The sequence below is a fragment of the Xanthomonas euroxanthea genome, from assembly GCF_903989455.1.
Classification (GTDB): Bacteria; Pseudomonadota; Gammaproteobacteria; order Xanthomonadales; family Xanthomonadaceae; genus Xanthomonas; species Xanthomonas euroxanthea.
Genome location: NZ_LR861803.1, coordinates 4,705,637 through 4,732,573, shown reverse-complemented (window position 1 = coordinate 4,732,573; position 26,937 = coordinate 4,705,637). Strand labels below are relative to the sequence as shown.

The 26,937-nt window shown below is 67.2% G+C and carries 19 protein-coding genes; 13 read left to right on the top strand and 6 right to left on the bottom strand.

Features of this window, described 5'->3' with window-relative positions:
• Positions 1 to 186 precede the first annotated feature (186 nt).
• The 3 genes from ttcA to H7A86_RS19745 all read left to right on the top strand — a co-directional run bounded on the left by ttcA (position 187) and on the right by H7A86_RS19745 (position 3,490).
• Positions 187 to 1,107: a tRNA 2-thiocytidine(32) synthetase TtcA gene (gene ttcA / locus H7A86_RS19755; RefSeq protein ID WP_119132475.1), complete on the top strand. Its 921-nt coding sequence runs from the start codon at positions 187 to 189 to the stop codon at positions 1,105 to 1,107.
• A 66-nt stretch (positions 1,108 to 1,173) separates the two neighbouring features.
• Entirely contained in the window at positions 1,174 to 2,079 is a 906-nt protein-coding gene (locus H7A86_RS19750; protein ID WP_119132474.1) for a recombination-associated protein RdgC, read from the top strand.
• Between the two features lie 625 nt (positions 2,080 to 2,704).
• Complete coding sequence (locus H7A86_RS19745; RefSeq protein WP_164739706.1) at positions 2,705 to 3,490, top strand: YgjP family zinc-dependent metalloprotease; 786 nt, start codon at positions 2,705 to 2,707, stop codon at positions 3,488 to 3,490.
• Between the two features lie 141 nt (positions 3,491 to 3,631).
• Here H7A86_RS19745 and H7A86_RS19740 read toward each other — a convergent pair whose 3' ends face one another.
• Positions 3,632 to 4,498 (bottom strand): alpha/beta fold hydrolase, encoded by an 867-nt coding sequence (locus H7A86_RS19740; protein WP_164740281.1) that lies wholly within the window; start codon positions 4,496 to 4,498, stop codon positions 3,632 to 3,634.
• Positions 4,499 to 4,500: 2 nt separating this feature from the next.
• Positions 4,501 to 5,466, bottom strand: coding sequence for a ferrochelatase (gene hemH / locus H7A86_RS19735; protein ID WP_119132471.1), 966 nt, complete (start codon positions 5,464 to 5,466; stop codon positions 4,501 to 4,503).
• A 152-nt stretch (positions 5,467 to 5,618) separates the two neighbouring features.
• On the opposite strand from hemH, the gene H7A86_RS19730 reads away from it, so the two are divergent.
• The 4 genes from H7A86_RS19730 (at position 5,619) to tatC (ending at position 8,204) form a co-directional block, all read left to right on the top strand.
• Positions 5,619 to 6,521, top strand: coding sequence for a lipid-binding SYLF domain-containing protein (locus H7A86_RS19730; RefSeq protein ID WP_164740925.1), 903 nt, complete (start codon positions 5,619 to 5,621; stop codon positions 6,519 to 6,521).
• A gap of 73 nt (positions 6,522 to 6,594) precedes the next feature.
• Entirely contained in the window at positions 6,595 to 6,822 is a 228-nt protein-coding gene (gene tatA / locus H7A86_RS19725; protein WP_104584354.1) for a Sec-independent protein translocase subunit TatA, read from the top strand.
• Positions 6,823 to 6,837: 15 nt separating this feature from the next.
• Positions 6,838 to 7,470 (top strand): Sec-independent protein translocase protein TatB, encoded by a 633-nt coding sequence (gene tatB, locus H7A86_RS19720; RefSeq protein WP_119132470.1) that lies wholly within the window; start codon positions 6,838 to 6,840, stop codon positions 7,468 to 7,470.
• Positions 7,467 to 8,204 carry a twin-arginine translocase subunit TatC gene (tatC, locus tag H7A86_RS19715; RefSeq protein WP_104584358.1) on the top strand — a complete coding sequence of 246 codons (738 nt, stop codon included), beginning with the start codon at positions 7,467 to 7,469 and terminating at the stop codon, positions 8,202 to 8,204. Before tatB ends, tatC begins: the two co-directional genes overlap by 4 nt.
• 123 nt (positions 8,205 to 8,327) lie before the next feature.
• Here tatC and H7A86_RS19710 read toward each other — a convergent pair whose 3' ends face one another.
• The 3 genes from H7A86_RS19710 to H7A86_RS19700 all read right to left on the bottom strand — a co-directional run bounded on the left by H7A86_RS19710 (position 8,328) and on the right by H7A86_RS19700 (position 12,388).
• Entirely contained in the window at positions 8,328 to 9,227 is a 900-nt protein-coding gene (locus tag H7A86_RS19710) for a BPSS1780 family membrane protein (protein WP_104649864.1), read from the bottom strand.
• A gap of 45 nt (positions 9,228 to 9,272) precedes the next feature.
• Positions 9,273 to 10,037 (bottom strand): glutamine amidotransferase, encoded by a 765-nt coding sequence (locus H7A86_RS19705; RefSeq protein ID WP_119132469.1) that lies wholly within the window; start codon positions 10,035 to 10,037, stop codon positions 9,273 to 9,275.
• Positions 10,038 to 10,573: 536 nt separating this feature from the next.
• Complete coding sequence (locus tag H7A86_RS19700; RefSeq protein WP_119132468.1) at positions 10,574 to 12,388, bottom strand: GspE/PulE family protein; 1,815 nt, start codon at positions 12,386 to 12,388, stop codon at positions 10,574 to 10,576.
• A 90-nt stretch (positions 12,389 to 12,478) separates the two neighbouring features.
• Between H7A86_RS19700 and glyQ the strand changes: the two genes are divergently transcribed.
• The 3 genes from glyQ to H7A86_RS19685 all read left to right on the top strand — a co-directional run bounded on the left by glyQ (position 12,479) and on the right by H7A86_RS19685 (position 17,405).
• A complete protein-coding gene (gene glyQ / locus H7A86_RS19695; protein WP_104584364.1) occupies positions 12,479 to 13,387 on the top strand; it encodes a glycine--tRNA ligase subunit alpha in 909 nt (302 codons plus the stop codon).
• A gap of 188 nt (positions 13,388 to 13,575) precedes the next feature.
• Positions 13,576 to 15,816: a glycine--tRNA ligase subunit beta gene (gene glyS / locus H7A86_RS19690; protein ID WP_119132467.1), complete on the top strand. Its 2,241-nt coding sequence runs from the start codon at positions 13,576 to 13,578 to the stop codon at positions 15,814 to 15,816.
• On the top strand, positions 15,816 to 17,405 hold the full coding sequence (locus tag H7A86_RS19685; protein WP_119132466.1) for a tetratricopeptide repeat-containing sulfotransferase family protein: 1,590 nt from the start codon (positions 15,816 to 15,818) through the stop codon (positions 17,403 to 17,405). Before glyS ends, H7A86_RS19685 begins: the two co-directional genes overlap by 1 nt.
• Positions 17,406 to 17,642: 237 nt before the next feature.
• Here H7A86_RS19685 and H7A86_RS19680 read toward each other — a convergent pair whose 3' ends face one another.
• Positions 17,643 to 20,333 carry a TonB-dependent receptor domain-containing protein gene (locus tag H7A86_RS19680; RefSeq protein WP_180708179.1) on the bottom strand — a complete coding sequence of 897 codons (2,691 nt, stop codon included), beginning with the start codon at positions 20,331 to 20,333 and terminating at the stop codon, positions 17,643 to 17,645.
• Positions 20,334 to 20,569: 236 nt separating this feature from the next.
• On the opposite strand from H7A86_RS19680, the gene H7A86_RS19675 reads away from it, so the two are divergent.
• From H7A86_RS19675 to H7A86_RS19665, 3 genes are all read left to right on the top strand, one after another.
• A complete protein-coding gene (locus tag H7A86_RS19675) occupies positions 20,570 to 22,351 on the top strand; it encodes an autotransporter assembly complex protein TamA (RefSeq protein WP_119132464.1) in 1,782 nt (593 codons plus the stop codon).
• Positions 22,348 to 26,202: a translocation/assembly module TamB domain-containing protein gene (locus H7A86_RS19670; protein ID WP_119132463.1), complete on the top strand. Its 3,855-nt coding sequence runs from the start codon at positions 22,348 to 22,350 to the stop codon at positions 26,200 to 26,202. Before H7A86_RS19675 ends, H7A86_RS19670 begins: the two co-directional genes overlap by 4 nt.
• 290 nt (positions 26,203 to 26,492) lie before the next feature.
• Positions 26,493 to 26,927 carry a hypothetical protein gene (locus tag H7A86_RS19665; RefSeq protein WP_119129893.1) on the top strand — a complete coding sequence of 145 codons (435 nt, stop codon included), beginning with the start codon at positions 26,493 to 26,495 and terminating at the stop codon, positions 26,925 to 26,927.
• Positions 26,928 to 26,937: the final 10 nt, after the last annotated feature.

Genomic DNA, 26,937 nt, shown 5'->3' with positions numbered 1-26,937 from the left:
TGCTGCGCTGCGAGATGTGCGCCGCCCCGACGACCTGCGGGCAGCCGCAGCCGCGTTGGGCCCGCTGACGCCGCAGCACCACCAGACGCACGCCGAACGCCCCGCCCGCAAGCGTCTGACCGCCCGTTCAGCCGCGCACGCCCGGCGCCGGCCCGCCGCGCGCCGGGCAGCTACAATGGCCGGCTTATGACCGCTGTCCTGCCGCTGCCGCAACCCCTGGCCGACCCCGCGCCGCGCGACCCGCGCCAGCGGCTGCAGCGTGAGCAGCTGCGCCTGGGCAAGCGCCTGCAGCGCCAGGTGGGCCAGGCGATTGCCGACTTCGGCATGATCGCCCCCGGCGACAAGGTCATGGTCTGCCTGTCCGGCGGCAAGGACAGCTACACCTTGCTGGACATGCTGCTGCAGCTGCAGCGCAAGGCGCCGGTGCCGTTCACCCTGGTGGCGGTCAATCTGGACCAGAAGCAGCCCGACTTTCCCGCCCACGTCCTGCCCACCTACCTGCGCGGACTGGACGTGCCGTTCGCCATCGTCGAGCAGGACACCTATTCGGTGGTCAGCCGGGTGATCCCGGCCGGCAAGACCATGTGTTCGCTGTGCTCGCGGCTGCGGCGCGGCGCGCTGTATGCCTATGCGCAGGCGCACGGCGTGACCAAGATCGCGCTCGGCCATCATCGCGACGACATCGTCGCCACGTTCTTCATGAACCTGTTCCACCACGCCCGGCTCGCGGCGATGGCGCCCAAGCTGCGCAGCGACGACGGCCAGCACGTGGTGATCCGCCCGCTGGCCTATGTGCGCGAAGCCGACATCGCCGCCTATGCGCAGGCGCGCCAGTTCCCGATCATTCCGTGCAACCTGTGCGGCAGCCAGGAAAACCTGCAGCGCCAGCAGGTCGGCCGCATGCTGCAGCAATGGGACCGCGAGCAGCCCGGGCGGGTCGAGCAGATCGCCCGCGCGCTGGGCGATGTGCGGCCCGAGCAACTGGCCGACCGCACCCTGTTCGATTTCCTGGCGCTGGGCCGCAATGGCGATGCAGCACCGCCCGATCCTGATCCCGATTCCAGCGCCTGGCTCGCTGCCGGCGACAGCGCACACGACAGCGACTGACGCGGCCATCGCGGCGCCGGCAGTCTTTCCACCCTCCCCGTTTCTTCCTCCTTTTCGGTCTGACGCATGTTCTTTCGTAATCTCACCCTGTTCCGTTTCCCGACCACGCTGGATTTCTCCGAGATCGACACGCTGCTGCCGCAGGTGCAGCTCAAGCCGGTCGGCCCGCTGGAAATGAGCTCGCGCGGTTTCATTTCCCCGTTCGGCCGCGACGAGCAGGACGTGCTCTCGCATCGCCTGGAAGACTTCCTCTGGCTCACCGTCGGTGGCGAGGACAAGATCCTGCCCGGCGCGGTGGTCAACGACCTGCTCGAGCGCAAGGTTGCCGAGATCGAGGAGAAGGAAGGCCGTCGCCCCGGCGGCAAGGCGCGCAAGCGCCTGAAGGACGACCTGATCCATGAGCTGTTGCCGCGCGCCTTCGTCAAGAGCTCGCGGACCGATGCCATCCTGGACCTGCAGCACGGCTACATCGCGGTCAACAGCTCCAGCCGCAAGAGCGGCGAGAACGTGATGAGCGAGATCCGCGGCGCGCTCGGCAGCTTCCCGGCACTGCCGTTGAACGCCGAAGTCGCACCGCGCGCCATCCTCACCGGCTGGATCGCCGGCGAACCCCTGCCCGAAGGCCTGAGCCTGGGCGAAGAATGCGAGATGAAGGACCCGATCGAAGGTGGCGCAGTGGTCAAGTGCCAGCACCAGGAACTGCGCGGCGACGAGATCGACAAGCACCTGGAAGCCGGCAAGCAGGTGACCAAGCTGGCGCTGGTGCTGGACGACAATCTGTCGTTCGTGCTCGGCGACGATCTGGTGATCCGCAAGCTCAAGTTCCTCGATGGCGCACTGGACCAGCTCGAACACAGCGAAGACGACGGCGCGCGCGCCGAACTCGACGCGCGCTTCGCACTGATGAGCGCTGAAATCCGGCGCCTGTTCCTGCTGCTGGAAACCGCGCTGAAGCTGAGCAAGGCCGAATAATCAGGTTTCGAACTACGGTGTTGTCGAGCCACGATGCAGGGCTTGAATCATCCGAGGTCTAAAACAACAGCTTGCAGCGTCGCGGGCGCGGTGTCCTCACCGCTTGCGGGACACGCCGTGAACCCTTCCCTGGGGGCTCGGTGGCGGCATCCATGCCGCCACACGGTCCCGCAACCGGCGAGGACACCGCACCAGACAGTTGGTCGGCTGCTTTCTTGAAAGCGTGGCGCTCGGCTTGCGGTGGGCAGACGCGACGTTTGCAGATTGCGCGTCAAAACGCTTGTCTGCTGCTCGGTCTGCGGTGAGACGAGTGGTGGGAAGCCGGTCGAGGCACAGTGGCTCGACCATCGCACCTCATCTTCTGCTTTCAACGATGCACACCGACCATCTCGATAGGTCCTTGCCCGCTCACTGTCGCGGGACCTTACGCGGCATGGATGCCGCGTAAGCGCCTCCATGGATGGATTCACGGCGTGTCCCGCGATGGTGGGCGGGCAAGGGCCCTGCAGCCAACGCGCAGCGTCGATGGCGCGGCGCCCTCACCGCTCGCAGGACACGCCGTCACATCGCATGTATCAATCGCGCCATCTCACCACCTGACACATCGCAGCGCTATCCTGTGCCCATGTTCAAGCCCGTCCGCCGTCTGATCGCGCCCGCCCCGCAGGTTGTCGAACGCGACTGCGTGCGCGTGCAACTGGACGGGCGCGAAATCGCGGTCCTGCGCGTGCGCGACCCGCGTGCGCGGCGCATCAAGCTCAGCGTCGACGAACGCGGTGCGCGGTTGACCCTGCCGCTGCGCGCAAGCCTGGTGTCGGGCGAGCGCTTTCTGCTGGCGCACCTGGACTGGTTGGGCACGCAGCTGTCGCGTTATCAGCAGGTCGATGCGTTTCCGGCGCTGGCGCGTGGCGTGCCGGGGTTGCTGCCGTTACGCGGCGCCTTGTTGCCGCTGAGCTGGCACGACGGGCGCTACGCACGTATCGAGGTCACCGACGACGGCGCGCAGTTCCATGTGCCTACGCGTCTAGGCGATGCAGGCCTGCGCCGCACGTTGAAGGAATTCTACGAAGCACAGGCGCGCGCCGATGTCGGACGCTGGTTGCCGAGCTATCTGCCCGGCCTGCCGCGCGCGCCGGCGCGGGTGCGGCTGAAGGTGATGTCCTCGCAGTGGGGTTCGCTGGCACCGGATGGCTCGATGGCGCTGGATCTGGCGCTGGTGCTCGGCCGCCCGTCCGCGTTCGAATACGTGCTGGTGCACGAGCTCTGCCACCTGCTGCAGGCCAATCACTCGCCTGCGTTCTGGGCCGAGGTGGAGCAGCGCTTTCCCGCCTGGCGCGACGAGCGCAGCTATTTCCACGAACACGGGCGCCAGCTCAAGGCGCAGCTGCGGCGGTTGTTGCAGGTGGAGTAAGGCAGGTCGTCGCGATGCAGTTTCCGCCGCTGACGCTACCTGCCGGTGCTGCCGGCACTGAGGTCTGCTGTCGCATGCCGGGCAATAAGCACGAGCGTCAGCGCCGTGGCATCGCGCAGGACGCAGCACGCATTCCGCGCATCACGCGTGCGGCGGCGGCAGCGACGCCAGGAATCCGTTGATCACCGCCGCCACCGCGTCCGGTGCTTCCATATGCACATGGTGGGTGCCGGGCAACAACTGCAGGCGCGCATCGCGCATCAGCGCCACGCGGTGATCGCGCAAGGCAGCGGGGAAGTACACCTGCGCCGGCGTGGCGAAGATTGCCTGGACCGGGCAGGCGATGGAGGCCAGCAGCACGTCGATCTGCGCTTCGGTCATGCGGATGGCCGTGGGCAGGGTCAGGCGCGGGTCGCTGCACCAGCTGTAGCCGCCTTCGACCGCGCACACGCCGCGCTCCACCAGCAGCCGTGCGGCCGGTTCGGTGAGCTGGTTGGCCATCATGCGTGCGCGCACCGGCATCTCCATCGACGGAAACACGCGCAGCGGCCGCTGTGACAAGGTGCGTGCCGAGGCAATCGCATCGCGCAGGCGGGTGGCGGTGCCTTCCACCGGCTCGGCCAGTGCACCCAGCGCCTCGATCGCGATCAGCGCCTCCACGCGTTCCGGCGCCGCGGCGGCCAGCAGGCTGGCGACACCGCCGCCCAGCGAGTGGCCGAGCACGCAGAAGCGCTCCCAGCCCAGCGCATCGGCCACCTGCAGCAGAATGCCGATCGCGCTGCTGAGCGTGTACTCGGCACCGACCGGCAACCACGCGCTATGGCCGTGGCCGGGCAGATCGAGCAGGACCAGGTCCAGGTCCTGTGCATGCAGGTGCGCGCTCAGCGGCAGGAAGCTGGCGGCGTTGTCCAGCCACCCATGCAGGGCCAGCACCCGGCGCGGGCCACGGTCCGGGTTGCGCAGTCCGGTGACCCGGCCGATCGCCAGGTCGCACGCAAACGGCTCCAACCTCACGCGCGCCGCGCCACGGCGGCCAGTGCCTGCGCATGTGCCGGGCTGGCATTGAGGCAGGGGATGTAACTCAGGGTGGCGCCGCGTTCGGCCAGCGTTTCGGCAAAGCCCAGCGCCACTTCCTCCAGGGTTTCCAGGCAATCGGTGGCAAAACCCGGGCAGACCAGGTCGAAGCTGCGCACGCCGCCTTCGGCCAGTTTCCACAAGGTCGGTTCGGCGTAGGGCTGCAGCCAACGCTCCGAGCCGAAGCGCGACTGGTAGCCCATCTGCCATTCGTCCGCGCCCAGGCCCAGCGCAGCGACGATGGCCTGCGCGCTGCGCTCGCATTGCTGCGGATACGGATCGCCGGCATTGGCCACGCGCTGCGGCAGGCCGTGGAAGGAGAACATCAGTTTCTCGCTGCGCCCGTGCGCCTGCCAGTGCGCACGGATCGAATCGGCGATCGCCGCGACCCAGCCGGCATCTTCGCAATACTCCTGGATCACCTCCACCGCGACCTCCGGCGCGCCCCGGCGCCAGGCGTCGATCACGTCCTGGATCGATGCGGTCGTCGTGGTCGAATACTGCGGATACAGCGGCAGCACCACGATGCGCCGGATGCCGCGCGCACGCAGGCCGTCCAGCGTCTTGCGCAGCGCCGGGGCGCCGTAGCGCATGGCCCATTCCACGTGCCAGTCCGGCATGACCTGCTTCAGGCCTTCGGCCAGCCGGCGCGTGTACACCGCCAGCGGCGAGCCGTCCGGCAGCCAGACCTTGGCGTATTTCTCGGCCGACTTGGGCCCGCGGATGGGCAGGATCACCCCGTACAGCAGCGGCTTCCAGAACAGCGGCGGGATTGCGACCACGCGGCGGTCGCTGAGGAACTCGGCCAGGTAGCGGCGCACGGCCGGGGCGGTGGGCGACTCGGGGGTGCCGAGATTGACGACCAGCAGGGCGGTATCGGGGGTGGTGTTCATGCGCGCCATTCTGGCAGAGCGCGGCAGTGCTGCCGAGGACAGCGCATCGATCGCCTCCATTGACCGCCTCTGGTACCCGCTTGCGCTCACCACCGATTCATTGCGCCACCACTAACGTCGCGCCATTGCTATCTTTGACGGATCGTCCCCTGGAGCTTGTCATGCCTCGTCTGTCGCGCCTGGCCCTGTTGTTGTCGCTGACCTTCGCCGCCGGCCATGCCGTTGCCGGCCCGGAAGAGGACCAGCGCGCGCGTAACGCGGTGCGGGTGCTCAACGAGATCATGAAGATTCCCGAGCAGGCCATCCCGGACAAGCTGCTCGACGAGGCGCGCGCCATCGTGGTCATCCCCGATACGCTCAAGGCCGGGTTGGTGATCGGCGGCCGGCGCGGCCATGGCCTGATGTCGATGAAGAATGCCGACGGCAGCTGGTCGCAGCCGGTCTTCGTCAAGCTCACCGGCGGCAGCATCGGCTTCCAGGCCGGCGTGCAGTCCTCCGACGTGGTGCTGGTGTTCCGCAACGACCGCAGCCTGGACAACATCGTCAACGGCAAGTTCACCCTCGGTGCCGATGCCGGCGTGGCCGCCGGCCCGGTCGGCCGCAATGCCGCCGCCGCCACCGATGGCCAGCTCAAGGCCGAAATCTGGTCGTGGTCGCGCGCCCGTGGCCTGTTCGCCGGCGTGGCGCTAGACGGTGCGGTGCTGCAGATCGACGATGCCGCCGACCTCAACGCCTACGGTGGCGGCGCCACCCCGCGGATGATCTTCGAAGGCCGTACCAACGAGCGTGCCTCCACCGACGTAATCGCCTTCCGCGACCGCCTGGAAGAGGCGACCTACACCGCACGCGCCAATCGCGGTACCGATGGCAGCGCCGACGACGGCGCCAGCGCGCCGCGCCCGGCAACGCCGCCACCGGCACAGGCGGCCACCACACCGCCGCCTGCGGTCAACGAGGCCAGCACCGTGCCGATGCAGCCCAGCACCACGCCACCGCCGCAGCAGGGTTTCCAGCCGGTGTCCGATGGCGAAATCCGCACCGAATCGCTGGACGGCAACCGCTGACGCGCTGTCATCCCCCTGCGCGGTGCGCTGGGGTATCCTGCGCCTTCCTTCTTCTTCAGCAAGCGAGCAGATCATGGGCGGTTTCAGCATTTGGCACTGGCTGATCGTGCTGGTGATCGTGTTGCTGGTGTTCGGTACCAAGCGGCTCACCAGCGGTGCCAAGGATCTCGGCAGCGCGGTCAAGGAATTCAAGAAAGGCATGCACGACGAGGACAAGCCGGCCGGCAAGCTCGGCGACGACAGCCGCACGGCCGAGCAGGCACGTGAGGCGCAGGCCGAGCGCGATCGCGACGCGCGTTGATCCGGAGCGGCGTCGGTGTTTGACATAGGTGTTGGCGAACTGACGCTGATTGCGATCGTCGCCCTGGTGGTGCTCGGTCCCGAGCGCCTGCCCAAGGCGGCCCGGTTCGCCGGATTGTGGGTGCGCCGCGCGCGCATGCAATGGGACTCGGTCAAGCAGGAACTGGAACGCGAGCTGGAGGCCGAAGAGCTCAAGCGCAGCCTGCAGGACGTGCAGGCCTCGCTGCGCGAGGCCGAGGACCAGTTGCGCAACAAGCAGCAACATCTGGAGCAGGGCGCCCGCGCGCTGCACGACGAGGTCGGGCGCGATATCGATATCCGCAGCACCACGACACCGGTGGCGACGCCGCTGGAGCTGGCGCATGCGGACCTGTCGGCTGGGGCCAATGCCGCGCCGGCAGCGGGCCCCGCCGATGCGCCTGAACATGCGGCCGCCGCACCGGTCATCGCCCAGGCACGGCCCATGGCGCCGGCGCCCCATCAGACATTGGTGCCGGCCCCCCATGACCCGGTGGTGCCGGCGCCGCATGCAGCGCACCTGGGCAATGCCAGCGCGCAGACGCCGGTTGCCTCGCCAATGGAGCCGGGCATGCCAGAGGCGCTGATCGAGCCGACCGAGCCGGGCAAGCTCCAGGAGAAGCGGCCGTGAGCCTGTTCGACGACGCACAGGCCGAAAGCAGTCTGATCGAGCATCTGGTCGAGCTGCGCGCACGCCTGGTGCGCGCCCTGATCGGCCTGGGCGTGGTGCTGCTGGCGCTGTTGCCGTTTTCCCGCGCAATCTACTCGTGGCTGGCCGCGCCGCTGATTTCGCAGCTGCCGCTGGGGCAGACGATGATCGCGATGAACCCGGCCGGCGCGTTCTTCGCCCCGCTCAAGCTGACCTTCTTCGTGGCGGTGTTCTTCAGCGTGCCGTGGCTGCTGTATCAGGCCTGGGCCTTCGTGGCGCCGGGCCTGTACCAGCGCGAGAAGAAACTCGCATTCCCGTTGCTGGCCTCGGCGGTGGCGCTGTTCTACATCGGCTGCGCGTTCGCGTATTTCCTGGTGCTGCCGGCGGTGTTCCACTTCCTGACCACGTTCAAGCCGGACGTGATCGCCATTACCCCGGACGCCAATTCCTACCTGGATTTCGTGCTGGCGATCTTCTTCGCCTTCGGTGCCAGCTTCGAGCTGCCGGTGGCGCTGGTGATCCTGGTGCTGCTGGGCTGGGTCAGCCCCAAGCAGCTGAGCGAAGGCCGCGGCTATGCCATCGTCGGCATCTTCATCCTGGCCGCCGTGCTCACCCCGCCGGACGTGGTCTCGCAGCTGATGCTGGCCATCCCGATGTGCCTGCTCTACGAGCTGGGCATCATCGCCTCGCGCGCGGTGGGGCCGAAGAGCGCCTAGTTCGCGGACGGGGCCAGCATCGCCCCAGACGCCAATCACCCACGTAGGAGCGCACCCGGGCGCGACTGGGGCTTCCTGGCGAACGCTTCGTCGCGCCCAGGTGCGCTCCTACGGGGCGAGGGCTCAGGCCGCAAACACATCCGGTCGTGAGGGCGTCGTCGGCTGGGCAGAAGCGCCTTGGTGCGTGAACATCTGCTTCCAGGCGGCGTACACCGAGCCGGCGAACACCGGCATCAGCACCGCCATCAGCAGCAGCTGGGCCAGCCACATCGCCACGGTCTGGCCGGCGACCAGGCCGACGATCAGCGCCACGATCATCACCGCGAAATAGATCGCGAAGATGGCGATGAAGGCCAGCACGAAGAACACCAGCATCGCCGGCAGGTTGTGCAGGCTGGCGCGCAGGCTCTCGCGTAGCGCGTGGCCGCCGGTGCTGCGGTCGAACATCACCTGCGGCGGCATCACGAACAGTGCCAGGGTCATCGCCGCGAAGGTGGCGATGGTCAGCAGCAGCCACAGCAGGATGCGGCCGGCCGGCAGGCTGGCGGCCAGCTGCTCGATCTGCACCGGATCCGGCTGCGCGCCGGACTGGCTGATCTGGTTGATCTTGATCATCACCTCGGACAGCTGCTGCAGCCCGCTGGCGCCGATCATCGCCAGCAGCAGCACGCCCAGCAGCAGGCCGGCGATCAGCTGCGGCAGCAGCGACACCAGCAGGTGCGGCGCGCGGCCGTCCTGCAGGCCGTGCAGCAGATGCGACGGCTTGGCGATGCGGCCTTCGTCGACCTCGCGGATCGCCCACAGCAGGCCGCCCATGAACAGCGGGCCGGCCAGCACCAGCAGGAACTGCAGGGCCGGGCCCAGCAGCGGCACCAGCACCGACAGCGACACCACCAGGGTGGCGGCCACGCTCCAGATCACCCCCAGCGAGCCAAGCGCCAGCGGCGCCCGCTTCAACAGCGAGAAACCGGTCAACAGCCATTCTGCGCCGGCAGACGCCGGCACCTTGCGGATTTCGCTCATTCCCATTCCGGATCGATACGCACCGGACCATCCGGCGTGGCGCGATTATCGCTGCTTTTGCGTGTGTGCGGCGGGATGAGTGGTCACTGTTTGCAGGCCGCGTGCGTGATGCACGAACCGGCGCAGCAGCTTGCGCGCGATCGGCGCGGCGGTGACCTCCCGGGCGACCGTGCGGGCGCAGTGGCCGTGGCGGGCGATGCACTCGGCGCGCGCCTGCACGTAGCCGCGCATGTGGTGGGTGGCGAACTCGGGGTGGAACTGCACGCCCCAGGTGGCCTGGCCCCAGCGGAAGGCATGGCAACGGTCCTGCCGCGAATGCGCCAGCACGATGGCCCCGTCCGGGGCGCGCACCACGGTCTGCATGTGCGTGGCGTGCGCCGGGAAATGCGCCGGCAGGCCTGCAAACAAAGGGTCCTGCTCGGCTGGCGGGTGCAGTTCCAGCGCGATCGTGCCGGACTCGCGCCCGGCCGGGTTGTAGTCGACCTCGCCGCCCAGCGCGTGCGCCAGCAGCTGGTGCCCGTAGCAGATGCCCAGCAGCGGCATGCCCTGGTGGGCGGCATCGCGCAGCCAGGCGGCACTGCGTTCGCTCCAGTCGGCGCGGTCGGTGACATAGGCGGCCGAGCCACTGACGATGGTGCCGGCAAAGCCGGCGCGGTCGGGCAGGCGGCCGCCGTTGGCGACATCGATGGCGACGGTTTCGTGTTCGGCCAGCCCGGCCGCAACGCGGATCCAGTGCCGAAAGCGGCCGTATCGCTTCATCTCCGGCACGGGATGCCCGGTTTCGATGATCAGGAACGGCAAGGCGGACATGCGGACGAGCATCCAGCAGCGACTGATGTGCCCGATTGTAGGCAGCTCCCGCCGGTTTTTTTCAAGTGGCGTGCCAATACATGCAGCTAAGGTTATGCCGGATGGCTATGTGCTGATGGCTGGGGGGCGGGGAGCTGGCTACTTGCGCTGTGTGGATGTAAGAGCAGTGATGGCTGAGATGGTTTGTGCCACGTCGGTTGCCGATTCGGTTGCCGTGGTGATCGTGCGTCGCTGATCTGGTTGTACTCGGCCGTGCCGTGTACCTGGTCAATGGTGAGGCGAAGCCCCTGCCAATGGCGGCATGTGCGTGCCGACGTACCTCATCCGCCCTTCGGGCACCTTCTCCCGGTGGGAGAAGGGAGAAGGTGGGAGAACGGAGCGAGCGCCTCTCCCGCCGGGGCGAGAGGGCATGGCTTGCGCGCCACTGGCGCGCGTGCCTTGGAGCGCCCGCGTCGCAAACGCGGGCCGGGGCCCGGAGCGGGGGTTGGGGTGAGGGTCGCCTGGGCCGATAACCGTGCAAGTCCCAGGCGATCCGCCTAGTCCCGTGGCGGCAGGACCGACAACACCTCTTCCACCGTGGTCAGCCCGGCGGCGACCTTTTCCAGGCCGGTGCGGCGCAGCGTGCGCAGGCCTTCGCCGCGGGCGGCGTGGCTGAAGCTGGCCAGGTCGGTGTCGGCGCGGATCAGGCTGCGCAAACGCGGGCTCACCGGCAGCAACTCGTACAGGCCGACACGGCCCAGGTAGCCGGTGCGGCGGCATTCCAGGCAGCCGACCGGCGCGTGCACGTTCAGCACCTGCGGCAGCGCTTCGCCCGGCTCGCGGATCGCCGCCCACTCATCGTCGCTGAGCGTATGCGGGCGCTTGCAGTGCACGCACAAGGTGCGCACCAGCCGCTGCGCCAGCACGCCGTTGAGCGTGGACGCCACCAGGTAATGCGGCACGCCCAGGTCCAGCAGGCGGGTGATCGCCGAGGCGGCGTCGTTGGTGTGCAGCGTCGATAGCACCAGATGCCCGGTGAGCGAAGCCTGCACCGCCATCTGGGCAGTCTCCAGGTCGCGGATCTCGCCGATCATGATGATGTCCGGGTCCTGGCGCAGCAGCGTGCGCACGCCGCTGGCGAAATCCAGGTCGATGTTCTGCTGGACCTGCATCTGGTTGAATTCCGGCGCGATCATTTCGATCGGGTCTTCCACGCTGCACACGTTCACGTCCGGCGTGGCCAGGCGCTTGAGCGTGGAATACAGCGTGGTGGTCTTGCCCGAGCCGGTCGGGCCGGTGACCAGCACGATGCCATGCGGGCGCTCGACCAGCGCGCTCCAGCCGGCGGCTTCTTCCGGGCTGAAGCCGAGCTGCTCGATGCTCTTGAACGCCGAATCCGGGTCGAAGATGCGCATCACGCACTTCTCGCCGAAGGCGGTGGGCATCGTGGACAGGCGCATTTCCACCTCGCGCCCACCCGGCGACCGGGTCTTGATGCGGCCGTCCTGCGGGCGGCGGCGTTCGGCCAGGTCCATGCGGCCGAGCACCTTGATGCGGCTGACCACCGCGGTCATCACCGACGGCGGCACTTCCAGCACCTTGTGCAGCACCCCGTCGATACGGAAACGCATGCGCCCGGCCTCGCGACGCGGCTCCAGATGGATGTCGCTTGCCCGCTGTTCGTAGGCGTACTGCAGCAGCCAGTCGACGATATGCACGATGTGGTGGTCGTCGGCATTGACGTCGCCGGCGCGGCCCAGTTCCACCAGCTGCTCGAAACTGGGCAGGCCGGCACCCGGTTCGGCGCTGCGCACATCGCCGCGCGCGCCGCGCACCGACTGGGTCACGCCGAAGAACTCCATCGTGTAGCGGTGCAGGTCCAGCGGGTTGATCAGCGCCAGTTCGATGCGGCGCCGGCTCAGGTGCTGCACGTCGGCCAGCCAGTCCAGCGCCAGCGGCTCGCTGGTGGCGATCAGCACGCGCTCGGCATCCAGCGCCAGCGGCAGGATGCGGTGGCGGCGTGCGTAGGCATGCGAGACCACGCCGGTGACCGCGGCCACATCGATGCGGGTCGGGTCGATGCGCAGATAGCGCAGGCCGGTGCGGGTGGCCAGCCATTCGGTCAGCCGTTCCAGCCCGAGTTCGCCGGCCGGCGGCTGCGCGGCATGCAGCTTGAGGTTGGCCAGCAGCACCAGCGGATGCACCTCGCTGGCATTGCGCACGCCGGCGGCGGAGAACTGCACGCGCTCATGTTCGTTCGGCACCACCATGCCGTCTGCAAGCAGGGCGGCGGCCACCGGGTCGAACATCAGGCGGCCGCGCGGCAACAGTGCCGCTGCGCTTTCAGTATCGGCCGTACGCCGCTGTTCCATGCTCGAGGTTCCCCTGCAGCGGTGCTCCGCGGCAAAGCGCTGCGGGTCGGCCGGTATACTAGCGCACCCCTTCCGCACGGCCTTTGCTGCATGTCCGATTCCCGGCGCGTTCCAATCACTTTCCAGGGCCTGATCCAGACCCTCAACCAGTACTGGGCCGAGCAAGGCTGCGTGCTGATCCAGCCGCTGGACCTGGAAGTGGGCGCAGGCACGTTCCATCCGGCCACCTTCCTGCGCGCGCTGGGACCGGAGCCGTGGAATGCGGCCTACGTGCAGCCCTCGCGCCGCCCCACCGACGGCCGCTACGGCGAAAATCCCAACCGCCTGCAGCGCTACTACCAGTACCAGGTGGCGATGAAGCCCAACCCGGACAATATCCAGGACCTGTACCTGGGCTCGCTCAAGGCCTTGGGCATCGACCCGCTGGTGCACGACCTGCGCTTTGTCGAGGACAACTGGGAATCGCCCACGCTGGGCGCCTGGGGCCTGGGCTGGGAAGTCTGGCTCAACGGCATGGAGGTGACCCAGTTCACCTACTTCCAGCAGGCCGGCGGACTGGAGTGCAAGCCGGTACTGGGCGAGATCACCTACGGGCTGGAACGGCTGTGCATGTACCTGCAGAGCTGCGACAACGTCTACGACCTGGTGTGGACCTACGGCCCGGATGGCACGCCGGTGAGCTATGGCGATGTGTACCACCAGAACGAGGTGGAGCAGAGCGCCTACAACTTCGAGCATGCCAATGTGGCTGAGCTGTTCCATCGGTTCGACGCCTGCGAGGCCGAGGCCAAGCACCTGGTCGAGGTCGGCCTGCCGTTGCCGGCGTACGAGCAGGTCACCAAGGCCAGCCACGCGTTCAACCTGCTGGATGCGCGCCGCGCGATCAGCGTGACCGAACGCCAGCGCTACATCCTGCGCGTGCGCGCGCTGGCGCAGGGCGTGGCGCAGGCGTATTACGCACAACGCGAGAAGCTGGGCTTTCCCGGAGTCAAGCGCTGATGCTGCGTCCTTCCCCCGCCAGCGGGGGAAGGTGCCCGCAGGGCGGATGGGGCAGTACGTCTCCGCCGCCTCGGCACGACCCTCATCCGGCGCGGCGCGCCACCTTCTCCCGCTAGCGGGAGAAGGACATTCTCCAGTCACCTTCGTCCGTTGATGGCAGAAGGGACATAAGCCAAGGTTCACCTGACATGAGCGAACAACTTCCCCTGCTGATCGAACTGGGCACCGAAGAGCTGCCGGTCAAGGCGCTGCCGGGTCTGGCGCAGGCCTTCTTCGATGGCGTGCTGGCCGGTCTGGAAAAGCGCGGCGTCGCGGTCACCCGTGGCGATGCCAAGCCGCTGTCCACGCCGCGCCGCCTGGCGGTGCTGCTGCCGGGCGTGGCCACCGAGCAGCCCGAGCAGCGCTCCGAAGTGCTGGGCCCGTATCTCAACATCGCGCTGGATGCCGAGGGCAAGCCGACCAAGGCGCTGGCCGGTTTCGCCGCCAAGGCCGGCATCGACTGGACCGCGCTGGAGCGCACCAGCGATGCCAAGGGCGAGCGCTTCGTGCACCGCGCGGTGACGCCGGGCGCGCGCACCGCCGACCTGCTGCCCGACATCCTGCGCGAGGCGATCGCCGCGATGCCGATCCCCAAGCCGATGCGCTGGGGCGCGCACGAGTACGCCTTCGCGCGGCCGGTGCAGTGGCTGGTGCTGCTGTTCGGCGATGCGGTGATTCCGGCCGAGCTGCTGGGCGTGCGTGGCGATCGCCTCACCCGCGGGCACCGCTTCATGCATGACGGCGCCGTGTCATTGGCGGCACCGGGCGACTACATCGAGGCCTTGCGCGCGGCGCATGTGCTGGTGGATGCCGACGCACGCCGCGCACGCATCGTCGAGGAAGCCGAAGCTGCCGCCAGGCAGGCCGGCGGCAGCGCGCGCATCAGCGACGACAACCTGGAACAGGTGGTCAACCTGGTCGAATGGCCGTCGGCAGTGCTGTGCAGTTTCGAGCGCGACTTCCTGGCGGTGCCGCAGGAAGCGCTGATCGAAACCATGGAGGTCAACCAGAAATTCTTCCCGGTGCTGGACGACGGCGGCAAGTTGACCGAGCAGTTCATCGGCATCGCCAATATCGTCTCCAAGGACGTGGCCGAAGTCGCCAGGGGCTACGAGCGGGTGATCCGTCCACGGTTTGCCGATGCCAAGTTCTTCTTCGACGAAGACCTCAAGCAGGGGCTGGAGGCGATGGGTGCCGGTCTGGCCAGCGTGACCTACCAGGCCAAGCTGGGCACGGTGGCCGACAAGGTCGCGCGCGTGGCGGCGCTGGCCGAGGCGATCGCGCCGCAGGTCGGTGCCGATCCGGTGCAGGCGCGCCGCGCCGCGGAGCTGGCCAAGAACGACCTGCAGTCGCGCATGGTCAACGAATTCCCGGAGCTGCAGGGCATTGCCGGGCGCCATTACGCCAAGGCCGCCGGCGAGCCCGGCGAGATTGCGCTGGCGATCGACGAGGCCTACCAGCCGCGTTTTGCCGGCGACGACATCGCATTGTCGCCACTGGGCAAGGTGCTGGCGATTGCCGAACGGCTGGATACCCTGGCCGGTGGCTTTGCGGCTGGTTTGAAACCGACCGGCAACAAGGATCCGTTTGCGCTGCGGCGCAACGCCTTGGGGCTGGCGCGGACGGTGATCGAGAGTGGGTTTGAGCTGGATCTAAAAAAGCTGCTTGTAGAGGCTAGAAATCAGATCAATGTCCAGGCAAGTGCCAGGCAATTGCTCAAGACAGAAACTGCGATCGCCAAGGCAAAAGATGCCGGTTCCGCTTTGCCGCCATCTGTTGAAAAGGAAGCACACACCGCGTTGGCGCAGGCTGGTCAAGATGCAGAGATTTTCGACTTCGTCCTCGACCGCCTACGTGGTTACTACGCAGACAAGGGCGTTGCTGCCACCCACTTCAATGCGGTCGCCGCACTGTTCTCTGTCGCGCCCGAGGGCGCTCCTGCATCGGCCAGCGTAGGAGCGCACCCGGGCGCGACCCACGGCTCCCTCTACGACTTCGACCGCCGCATCGAGGCGATCGGCATCTTCGCCACGCTGCCCGAAGCCGAAGCCCTGGCCGCGGCCAACAAGCGCATCCGCAACATCCTGCGCAAGGTCGAGGGCGAGATTCCCGGCGATATCGACACCAGCCTGCTGCGCGAGCCGGCCGAAGAAGCCCTGGCCGAAGCGGTGGAAGCGGCCATCGGCGACACCGGTGATGCACTGCACCGCCACGACTACGTCGCCGTGCTTGCGCGCCTGGCGCGCCTGCGCCCGCAGGTCGACGCCTTCTTCGACGGCGTCATGGTCAACGCCGAAGACCCGCAACTGCGCGCCAACCGCCTGGCCCTGCTGAAGAAGCTCGGCGACCGCCTCGGCAGCGTCGCCGCCATCGAGCATCTGTCCAGCTGATGGCCGCGTCCGCCGGCGCGGTGCACTGGCAGACCGCGCAGGCCGCGTTGGCACGTCGCGAGCTGGGGGTGGCCGCGTCTGCGCTGCAGGCATTGCTGGAGGTGGAGCCCACGCACGTGTCGGCCCGCGTGCTGCTGGCCGGCACCGTGCTGGCCAACGGCAGGATGCGCGAGGCGGTGGCGCAGTTGCGGCTGGCCGCAGGCGATCTGGGTGACGACGTGGCGATGCGTTGCCGCGTGGCGCAAGCCTTGCTGCGTGTCGGCGAGCATCGCGTACTGCATGCCTTGCTGCGGCATCCGTCGGTGATGCAGTGCAACGATGGCCCGACCCTGGCCTTGCTCGCGCATGTGCATCAATCGCTGGGCGAACATGGCGACGCGCTGGCGATGATGCGGCGCGCGCAGGCCTGCGGATTCGATGGCGCGGATTTCCGTTTCTTTCTTGCGGTGCAGCTGCAGTTCAATGGTCGCCTCGATGAAGCGGCGCAGGCGCTGGAGCATGCGCTGGCGCAAAAGCCCGGCTATGGCCGCGCGGCGTTGACGCGTGCGCGCCTTCGCCGTCAGACCACCAGCAGCAACCATGTCGAGCAACTGCGTGAGCAACTGCAGCGTGCCAAGCCCGACAGCGAAGATCGCGCCGGCCTGGCGTTCGCGCTGTACAAGGAACTGGAAGACCTCGGCCAGACCGGGGCTGCCTGGGACGCGCTGCAGCATGGCAATGCGGTGATGCATGCGCGCCTGCGCCACGATACCGATGCAGAAGCTGCGCTCTATACGCAGCTGGGAGCACTGGCCCAGCAAGGCGTGTTCGCTGGGCAGCAAGCCCCGGCCGCGCACGGCCCGCAGCCGATCTTCGTGCTCGGCTTGCCGCGCTCGGGCACCACGGTGCTGGAGCGGATGCTGGGCAATCATTCCCAGATCGTGTCGGCTGGCGAGTTGAGCGACGTTGGCCATCAATTGCGTTGGGGCGCCGACCAGGCCGGCCGCAGCCTGCTGGATGCGCGTGTGCTGCAGGCGCTGCCGACGCTGGACTATGCGCAGGTCGGCGCGCGTTACCTGGAACAGACGCAATGGCGCGCCGGATCTGCGCGTTGGTATATCGACAAGCTACCGGCCAACGCGGTGGCGATCGGTCCGATCGCACGTGCCTTGCCAGGTGCAGTGATCGTGCATCTGGTGCGCGAGCCGATGGCGGTGTGTTTCTCCAATTACCGCGCGTTGTTCGGCGACTCCTACGCCTACAGCTACGACCTGCACACGCTGGCGCGTCACTATCAGGCGTATCACGGGTTGATGGCGCAGTGGCGCGCGGCATTGCCGGGCCGGGTGATCGATGTGGACTATGCGCAGATGGTGCGTGATCCATCCACGATCCTTGAGCAGCTGATGGCGCGCTGCGGGCTGGAGATCGAGCCCGGTCAGATCGATATCACCCGCAATGCAGCGGCATCGGCCACGCTGAGCAGCGTGCAGGTGCGCGAAGGTGTGCATGGGCGCAACGTGGACGAGTGGCGGCGCTACGCCACGCAGCTGGAGCCGCTGCGGCTGGATTTGTTGCATGCCGGCCTGATCCAGGCCGACGCACGCTGACAACGGCCAGCACGACGACGCGAGGCTGCTGCATCGGTGCGTGCAGCATGCCCGCAGCCGAAGTGCCTGCGTGTCGCCAGCTTGGGCTACACACCTTTTCCAGCCGCTCCAGACTCGCTCAATCGCAGTCGCGGCGCTCCCCGAGCGCTCGATTCAAAAACGCCTGCCCTAAGCCTTGGCCAAAAAACGCCAGCGGCAGCCCCATGGCTGCCGCTGGACGCTACCGCCTCGGATCAGTCAGTGTGCGCCGAAACGCCAGTTCAGCTCCAGCATGTAGGAGCGGCCGTAGCCGGTGTAGTTGAAGATGTTGTAGTACGGGTAGCTGGTGTAGGTGCGGTCGCGTGGCGGGCGGGTGTCGGCCAGATTGTTGACCGTTGCGGTCAGCGAGATGTCGTCGTTGAGCGCATAGTCGAGCGTGGCATTGAGCGTGGTCCACGCACCGACCTTGCGGGCGCCTTCCACCGCATACCCATCGGTGCTTTGTTGCGCCACGAAGTTGGGCGTGCGGCCATTGCGTTGACCGAACAACGTGGTGGTCCAGGCGTCTTTCTGCCAGGTCACCGAGGCATTGACGATGCTGCGGAACTCGGAGGAGAAGAACGGTTCGCTGAGCAGGTCGCGTACCGGATCCTGCGGGAACTGCTGGCTTTCGTGCTTGAGCGTGAGGTTGTATTGCGCGTCGAAGACGAACAGGCCCCAGGATTCGGTCGCCAGGTTGTACGTCGCCTTGCTGAGAACGCCGGAGATTTCCTCGTTGGAGATATTGACCGGGTTGATGCGGATGTCGCTCAGGCGATTGGGTACCGGTGCATCGGCGGCGGTGCGATCGATGCGCGACAGTGCATCCACGCAGGTGGGCGAGCTGATATCCAGGCTGCCGAGGCGGCAGGCCGATTCGGTCTGCAACAGGTTGTCGGTGCTCAGGTCGCTGACCTTGTCATCGATCTTGATGTTGTAGTAATCGGCATTGACGCTGAAGCGTGCGCTCGGCGACCACACCACGCCGGCGCCCCAGGATTTGGCGGTGATCGACTTCAGGTCCGCATTGCCCGACCGACGGCCCTGGATACTGGTACCGCCATAGGTGCAGTCGGCGATCGGCACGTTGGGTTCTTCGAGTGCGCACCGGTAGTAATCGTTGACGCCCTGGAAGAAGCCGCTGTCGCCAGCGAAGGAAAACGCCATGTCCGGTGCCTTGAAGGCGGTGGCATAGTTGCCGCGGAACAGCAGCGAATCGATCGGGCGGAATTCCAGCGCAGCCTTGTAGGTGAACTTGGAATCGCCACCGCCGCCCTGGTTCTTGTAGTCGTCGAAGCGTCCGGACAGGTTGGCCGTCAACGTCGAGAGGATCGGCAGGCGCATCTCGAATGCCGCCGCCCAGTTCTCGCGCTTGCCGCTGCCCTGGGTGCCGGTCAGCTGGTAGAAGTCACCGGCGATCACGCGTTGATCGGTCGGGTTTTCCCAGTACTGGTTGCCCGCCTGCAGCACGCCGGCCACGCCGACGGCACCGGCCGGCAGGTTGAACAACTCGGTGTTGGTGAGCTGCAGGTTGACGTTCTGGGTCCAGGTCCTGGACTTGGTGCGGATCTCGTCGTTGAAGCTGCGGTATTGCGCCGGCGTCAATGCGCGATAGAAGTTGGCGTCGTTGGGCGAATAGATCGGGTAGCCGTAGTACTCGCCTTGCTGGGGCCCCAGGAACTGCTCGCGGAAGAAATCCTCGATGCGATCGGCCAACGGCCATTGCTGGCGGCTGTCGATGCGGTATTCGGCGCGTGCGTAGTACGCATCGTAGGTCCAGTTGCTGGCGCCCAGCCCGCCCTTGATGCCGGCGGCGATGTTGTAGGAGTCGGCGGTCTGGCGATTGTTGTTGAAGTTCAGGTTGCCGGTCTCTTCAGGCGCGAAGATGCGCTGGTAGCCTTCCAGTTGCTGGCTGTCCTGGTTGTAGAACAAGCCGCCGGTATCGGACGAGGTCTGCCAGAAGCGTGAGCCGCTGTTGACCTTCACCTTGGTGCGATTGAGCAGCAGCGTCGCGTAGCCCTGGGTGTTGTCGTTGAAGGCGTAGGTCAGGTTGGCGTAGCCGCTGGCGCTGCGTTCCTTGTTGAGGATGCTGGCATACCCTGGCTCGGTGCGGCTGCTGCAGAAATTGCCGCGATTGGCGCGGTTGTCGTATTGCACCGTGCCGTTGAACAGCGGGCCGAGTGCATCGCAGTTGGCGGCGCCGGGGTCGATGTAGGTGGTTGGCGTGTTGTGCAGCGCGATGCGCGAGCCGTAGCGCAGGGTGGGATCCGGATTGTCGGAGGTGGAATCGAAATCGCGCCGCTGGTAGCCGTAGATCGGATCCTGGTTGTTGAGCTGCAGGCCCCAGACGATATCGGCCTTGCCGAGGGTAGTGCCGCCGGTAAGCTGGAAGCGCTGGTTGTTGCCGCCGCCACCGTCGTAGGTACCCATGCGGTAATTCATCTGCACGCCCTCGACGTGCTTTTTCAGGATGATGTTGACCACGCCGGCAATGGCGCTGGAGCCGTAGATCGAGGACTGGTTGCCGGGCGCCACGTCGATGCGTTCGACCATACCCACCGGCACGCTGGCCAGGTCGACGAAGTTGCTCTGGCCGTTGTAGAGCAGCGGGTAATCGGCCATCGGCCGGCCGTCGATCAGCACCAGGGTGAAGCCCGGATCCAGGCCGAGCAGGCTCAGCGATTTGGCGCCGGCGGTGAAGCCGCCACTGAACTGGCCGTCCTGCACCGAGCCGGTGGCCATCGGCTGCGAGCGCAGCACATCGTAGACATCCTTGAAGCCGCGGCGCTGGATGTCCTGGGCGGTGATGGAGAACACCGGGGTGGCTGTTTCGACCTGCGATCGTGGAATCAACGAGCCTGTCACGGTGACCTTGTTCAATTCAGTCACTGCGTCCTGGTTCTGGGCCATCGCAAGCGATGGCATGGCCAGGGCGGCGCATACGGCGTTGACCAACAAATGGCGCTTCATGGAAACCTCTCTCTCCAAAGGCATGGAACAGGGCGCGACGACCGGGGAGGCCGCGCGGCATCGCTGTCAACGAAACGTTAACAACAGTTCGACTCTAACCAGCCCCTGCGCCTGCGGATAGTCGAGATTGTTTAGATTTTTTGTCCCTTCACGCCTAGGCTAGGTATCCTTTGTAGATGCTTAAAGTCGCGTTTGCTCTCTCCCTGCTGTGCACTCTGCTCGTTCCGCTGCAAGCGGTTGCCCGGGCCACCATCGACAAGATCGAAATCAAGGGCCTGGACGACGACGCCGACGCCGAGATGATCGAGAACATCGAGGTCTCCCTGTCTCTGTATGAGGCCGTGGGCAAGGAGCAGGGAGAGTCGCGACTGGAGTACCTGCTGGCGCAGGCCGAACGGCAGACGCGCGAGGCGCTGGAACCGTTCGGCTATTACTCGCCGACCATCGATCTGGCCGCGCCGCGCAGCGGCGACAAGGTGACGGTGGTGATCACCGTGGAGCGCGGCGAGCCGGTGCGCGTGCGGCAGTCGCATATCTCCATCACCGGCTGGGCCGAGCAGGACCGTTACCTGGGCCAGGATCTCAAGCAGTTCGAACCGCGCGAAGGCCAGGTCTTCAGCCACCCGCAATACGAAGCGAGCAAGGTGCGCATCACCCGTCGGCTGGCCGAGCGTGGCTACTTCGATGCCGACTTCACCCAGCGCCGCGTCGCGGTGACGCGCGCCGAGCGCGCTGCCGATATCGATCTGAACTGGGATAGCGGCCGCCGCTACGACATGGGCAAGGTGCGCTTCGACTACGACTACTTCCGCCCCGGCCTGTTCGAGCCGTTGGTGTATTGGGACGAGGGCAGCTACTACCACGAAGGCAAGCTGGATCGCCTGCGCGAGTCGCTGACCAAGCTCGATTACTTCAGCACCATCTATATCCAGCCCAAGCCGGAAGAAGCCGACGACCAAGGCCGGGTGCCGGTGGATGTGAAGCTCACCCGCGCCAAGCGCACCGTCTACACCTCCGGCTTGAGCTACGGCAGCGAGAGCGGTGCCGGTGTGCGTGGCGGGGTGGAGCGGCGTTATGTCAATTCGCGCGGCCACAAGATGGACACGCAGCTGGATTACGCGCAGAACCGCAAGAGCCTGACCACCAGCTACCGCGTACCGGCGTTCCGCTGGCTGGATGGCTGGTACACCGCCTCGGCGCGGCTCTATGACGAGCAGACCGAATACATCGACCTGCGCAACGTCAAACTCACCGGCAGCCGCAGCGGCCAGATCAACGAGCGCTGGAGTGCGATCGCTTCGATCAATGCCTTGCGCGAGCGCTGGCGTTTCAGCAGCGGTGACGACTTCGAAGGCGCGGTGTATGAAACCTCCACGCTGATCTATCCGCAGTTGCAAGTGAACTACGTCAATGTCGACGACCGCCTGTTCCCGCGCAGCGGCGTGTCCGGGCAGGCCTTCATCCGCGGCGGTGCCGAAGGCGCCGGCTCGGACACCAATTTCGGCCAGCTCTATGGCCAGCTGCGCTGGTTCCTGGGCGCCGGCGACAATGGCCGGGTGATCCTGCGCGGCGAAGGCGGCACCACCTGGACCAGCGATCTGGTGGCGATGCCGCCGAGCCTGCGCTTCTTTGCCGGTGGCGCCAACAGCATCCGCGGCTATGCCTTCCGCGAAGTCGGCCCGCGCACGCCCAAGCCGGACGAATTCGCGCTCGGTGCCAAGAATGTGGTCACCGCCAGCGCCGAATACGAGCATTACCTCAAGGGCGGCCCCTGGGGCGGCGCGGTGTTCGTCGATAGCGGCAGCGCGTTCGACGACACGCCCGACTGGCACACCGGCATCGGCTTCGGTCTGCGCTGGCGCTCGCCGGTGGGCCCGGTGCGCGTGGACATCGCGCATGGCTTGAACGATCCCGACTCGCAGTTCCAGCTCTATATCGATATCGGGGCCAACCTGTGAGCACACCGACGCCGCCCCCCGCACCGCGCCGCGCGCGTTTCTACCGCCGCCGCCGGTTCTGGGTCGGCTCCGGGCTGACCTTGCTGGGGCTGGTGTTGCTGGCCCTGATCGCGGTGTACTGGCTGCTGCAGACCGTGGCCGGGCGCGATGTATTGCTCGCCCAGGTCACCGCGCGCCTGCCGGTCGGTGCCAGCTTCACCTACGGCAAGGTCGAAGGCCCGGTGGCCGGCCCGCTGACCTTGCGCGATGTCGATTTCCGGTATCAGGACATCCACTTCACCGCCGAGCGCGTGTATCTGGAACCGGACCTGCGCCCATTGCTCGGGCGCAAGCTGCAGCTGGATGCCGTGCAGGTCAGCAATGCCACCTTGAATCTGGGTAAGAGCGATGAGCCGTTCACGCTGCCGAGCTGGCCCGAGTCGCTGCCGCAGATCAACGTGCCGCTGGCGATCCAGGCCGACAAGATCGACGTGGAGAACCTGCGCATCACCCAGCTGCAGCAGCCGATGATCGTCCTGCACAAGGTGCAGGGCGGGCTGGAAGTGGCCACCGGCGAACTGCGCACGCGCAATCTGGTGGTCGATACCGACATGGGCAACTTCCGCCTGCACGGCGACTACGTGCCCAACGACGATTACCGCGCCGACCTCACCGCCACCGCGGTGCTGCCGGCCGCACGTGGGCGCACCCCGGCCAGCCTGGGGCTGGTGGCACGCGGTGATCTGGACAAGATGGAAGTGGCCATCGCCGGCCGCGCGCCGGCACCACTGCAGGCCAGCCTGGTGTTCACCGGGCGCGATGATCCGACCTGGACCTTCAAGGCCGTCACCGAGGCGCTGGATACCTCGCTGCTGATGCCGGCCACCAACGGGCAGTACGCCGCCCCGGCCACACCGATCGCGCTGAACCTGCAGGCCTCCGGCAAGGGCGGCAACGCCGACCTGCAAGGCAGCGTCAAGCAGGGCGAGTTGAGCGCCAGCTTGCAGCCCTCGCATATCAGCCTGCTGGACCAGGTGATCACCGTCGAGCCGTTGGTGATCGATGCCTTCGAAGGCCGCGCGCAGTTGCGTGGCACTGCCGATTTCCGCGATACGCAGAATCCGAGCTTCCGCTTCGCGGTCAATGCCAGCGGCCTGCGCTTCACCCCGACGCCGGACCCGGCCACCCCCGATGCGCCGGTGGTGCCGGTGGAGTTGGTCGATGCGCGTCTGGGCGTGGCCGGCACCCTGAAGGCATGGGCGGCGATCGGCCGCGCCACGCTGGAGCGCGACGGGCAGCAGGCCGCGCTGGTGTTCGACAGCCGCGGCAACGATCAGCGCGCCCAGCTCAAGCAGGTGCAGGCCAAGACCCCGGGCGGCTCGCTGGATCTCACCGGCGAAGTGGGCTGGACCCCGGAGCTGGAATGGGATGTCACCGCCCAGCTGGCCAAGTTCGACCCGGGCTATTTTGCGCCGGGCTGGAACGGCAATCTCTCCGGCAAGGTGGCCTCCAAGGGCCGCCAGTTGCCGGCGCCGGCCGGCGGTGTATCGCCGGGCTTCGAAGCCACGGCGGATATCCCGACCCTGACCGGCCAGCTGCGTCAGCGCGCGCTGTCGGCCAACGGCAAGTTCGCCTTGCGTGGCGAACAGGGCGAAGGCGAATTGCAGCTGTCGCTGGGCAATAGCCGCATCAACGCCAAGGGCAAGGTCGGCGACCAGCTCGATATTGCCGCGCAACTGCAGCCGCTGCAGCTGGACGATGTCCTGCCCGGCGCCACCGGCACGGTGCGCGGGCAGCTGCAGGTCAGCGGCAAGCGCGATGCCCCGGACATCACCGCAGACATCGCCGGCAGTGGCCTGCGCTGGAACGACTACAGCGCGCAGAGCATCAGCTTGCGCGGGCGTTTGCCATGGCGCGGCAGCGACGGGCAGCTGGCCTTGCAGGGCACCGCGATCGAAGCCGGCGTGGTGCTGGACAGCGTGCGCGTGCAGGCACGCGGTGCGGTGGAAGCGCTGCGCCTGGATGCCGAGATCGCCAACAGCATGGCCAACCTCGCGCTGCAGGGCGATGTCCATCGCAATGGCGAGCGCTGGCAGGGCCAGGTCGCCACGCTGCGGATCGCACCGGCCAAGGGCGACGCCTGGGCGTTGCGCCAGCCGGCGCAGTTCAGCACCGATGGCGCCGCGTTTACGCTGTCAGACACCTGCCTGGGCGCAGCCACCGGTGGCGCGCTGTGCGCCAGCGCCAACTGGCCGCGCGAGGGCATGGTGGTGCACGGCGATGCACTGCCGCTGTCGCTGGTGCAGCCGTGGCTGCCCAAGCAGGAGGGGCGGCAGATCTATCTGCGCGGCGAGCTGGCGCTCGATGGCAGCTTCAAGCCGCGCGGCAATGCCTGGGAAGGCTCGTTCCGCATCGCCTCGCCCGAAGGCGGCATCCGCCTGGGCGAAACCCGCTACGCGGCGGTGGCCGGCAATCCCAACCGCGGCGAGTTGCTGCGCTACGACCAGTTCAGCGTGCAGGCCGATTTCACCCCGCAGCAGATCCAGGCCAAGCTCGGTATCGGCTTCCAGGGCGCCGGCTTTGTCGATGCCAAGTTCAACACCGGCTGGGATGCGTACGCGCCGCTCAACGGCGAGCTGTATCTCAATATGTCGCGACTGTACTGGCTGGAGCTGGTGGTGGCCGATGTGGTGCAGCCCAAGGGCCTGGTCGAAGGCCATGTGAGCCTGCGCGGCACCCGTGACAAACCGCTGCTGGGCGGCGATGCCACCTTGAGCAACTTCACGGCCGAATATCCGTCGATGGGCCTGACCCTGAGCGAGGGCAAGGGACGCTTCGACGCACTGCCGGATGGCTCGGCCAAGATCACCGCATCGGCCAAGTCCGGCGAAGGCACGCTCAACATCGATGGCGGGCTGTCGTGGTTCGGCACCAGCACGCCGTTGCTGCTCAATATCCGCGGCCAGAACGTGCTGGCCTACAACACCAGCGAGTTGCGCATCATCGCCAACCCGGACATGCAGTTCGGCATCACCGACAACACCATGCAACTGCGCGGCAAGGTCACCGTGCCCGAAGCCGATATCGACCTGGAACGCCTGGATCGCGGCACCTCGGTGTCCGAGGACGTGGTGGTGCTGGACCCGGTGGATCCGGAAGAAGCGCCGGCCTCGCCACTGGATATGGACCTGGCCATCGTGCTGGGCGACAAGGTCAACATGAGCGGCTTCGGCCTGAAGGGTGGACTGAGCGGGCAGATGCAGATCCGCGCGCGCCCGGGCCGCGAGATGACCGCCAACGGCGGGCTGGACGTGCGCGGCCGCTACAAGGCCTATGGCCAGGATCTGACCATCAGCCGCGGCCAGCTGACCTGGAACAACAACATCGTTTCCGACCCGCGCGTGAGCCTGCGTGCCGAGCGCAAGGTCGGCGATGTCACCGCCGGCATCGACGTCAGTGGCCGCGCCGAATCGCCGCGTGCCGATGTGTGGTCGGAGCCGGCGATGTCGCAATCCGAAGCACTGTCCTACCTGGTGCTCGGCCGTGGCCTGTCCACCGCCAGTAGCGACGAAACCCAGCAGGTCAGCGCCGCCTCGGCCGCGCTGTCGGCCGGCAGCAGCCTGATCGCCTCGCAGATCGGCGCCAAGCTGGGCCTGGACGAGGCGGGGGTGAGCGAATCCAGCACCGTCGGCTCGGTGGTGGGCTTCGGCAAGTACCTCTCGCCCAAACTCTATGTCGGCTACGGCGTGTCCATGGTCGGCAGCGGCTCGGTGCTGACACTGAAATACCTGCTCAGCCGCGGCTTCGATATCGAAGCCGAATCCAGCACGGTGGAGACCAAGGGCTCGGTGAACTGGCGGCGGGAGAAATAACAGCCAATCGCGCACCAGTGCATCACGTGGTGCGCGTGGCGCCGCATGTGTCAGGTCTGGGCTTGGCGCAATGCGGATATCGAGGGATGTTCGCATTGCGTGAGGCATCGCCAGGTTGAGCGCTGCAGTTTTATCTACAACCTCTTCTGTCGCGTCGCCGGGCGCGGCACACCGGCATTGCGCAGGCATTACGCACTTTTTATGCCGGCGCACCAGCGCGCAAATAGCCCCTTTATGCCCGGCAGGCCTACCTTGGCACTCCCGCACTGTGGTGCGTTGAGTCCAACACGATGTGTATCCTGATTTTGCAAGGTCCGCAGGCCGATCCGGCGCAGCTGGCGCCGCTGCAGCTGCCCGAGTGTGCCGGCCGTGCGTTGCGCACGCTGGCGTGCGCCGATGTCGATGGCCTGATCGCCGGCTTGCAGGCCGCCGGTGGCGACGCCGAGGTGGAGCTGGTGCTGCTGGATTCGGGTGATCTGGCGCCGTCCGCGCGTGCGCAGGTGCATGCGACGGCATTGCGTGCGGCACTGGATGCGCTGCACACGCCCTACATCGAGCTGCATACCGATGCCGACCAGGAGCTGGAGCCGTGGCTGCATCCGCAGCATGCGCCGCTGGCGGTGGTGATCACGCCGCACGACGCGCCGCGCGCCTATGCGATGTCGTTGGGGATTGCCGCGCGCTGCCTGCCATCCCTGTGCGCGCCGTTGCGCGCCGCTGCCTGAGGAGGCCGCC

Coding starts and splice junctions, on each gene's coding strand:
- ttcA (WP_119132475.1), top strand. CDS start 187: ATGACCGCTGTCCTGCCGCTGCCGCAACCCCTGGCCGACCCCGCGCCG.
- H7A86_RS19750 (WP_119132474.1), top strand. CDS start 1,174: ATGTTCTTTCGTAATCTCACCCTGTTCCGTTTCCCGACCACGCTGGAT.
- H7A86_RS19745 (WP_164739706.1), top strand. CDS start 2,705: ATGTTCAAGCCCGTCCGCCGTCTGATCGCGCCCGCCCCGCAGGTTGTC.
- hemH (WP_119132471.1), bottom strand. CDS start 5,466: ATGGCGCGCATGAACACCACCCCCGATACCGCCCTGCTGGTCGTCAAT.
- H7A86_RS19730 (WP_164740925.1), top strand. CDS start 5,619: ATGCCTCGTCTGTCGCGCCTGGCCCTGTTGTTGTCGCTGACCTTCGCC.
- tatA (WP_104584354.1), top strand. CDS start 6,595: ATGGGCGGTTTCAGCATTTGGCACTGGCTGATCGTGCTGGTGATCGTG.
- H7A86_RS19710 (WP_104649864.1), bottom strand. CDS start 9,227: ATGAGCGAAATCCGCAAGGTGCCGGCGTCTGCCGGCGCAGAATGGCTG.
- H7A86_RS19705 (WP_119132469.1), bottom strand. CDS start 10,037: ATGTCCGCCTTGCCGTTCCTGATCATCGAAACCGGGCATCCCGTGCCG.
- H7A86_RS19700 (WP_119132468.1), bottom strand. CDS start 12,388: ATGGAACAGCGGCGTACGGCCGATACTGAAAGCGCAGCGGCACTGTTG.
- glyQ (WP_104584364.1), top strand. CDS start 12,479: ATGTCCGATTCCCGGCGCGTTCCAATCACTTTCCAGGGCCTGATCCAG.
- glyS (WP_119132467.1), top strand. CDS start 13,576: ATGAGCGAACAACTTCCCCTGCTGATCGAACTGGGCACCGAAGAGCTG.
- H7A86_RS19685 (WP_119132466.1), top strand. CDS start 15,816: ATGGCCGCGTCCGCCGGCGCGGTGCACTGGCAGACCGCGCAGGCCGCG.
- H7A86_RS19680 (WP_180708179.1), bottom strand. CDS start 20,333: ATGGCCCAGAACCAGGACGCAGTGACTGAATTGAACAAGGTCACCGTG.
- H7A86_RS19675 (WP_119132464.1), top strand. CDS start 20,570: ATGCTTAAAGTCGCGTTTGCTCTCTCCCTGCTGTGCACTCTGCTCGTT.
- H7A86_RS19665 (WP_119129893.1), top strand. CDS start 26,493: ATGTGTATCCTGATTTTGCAAGGTCCGCAGGCCGATCCGGCGCAGCTG.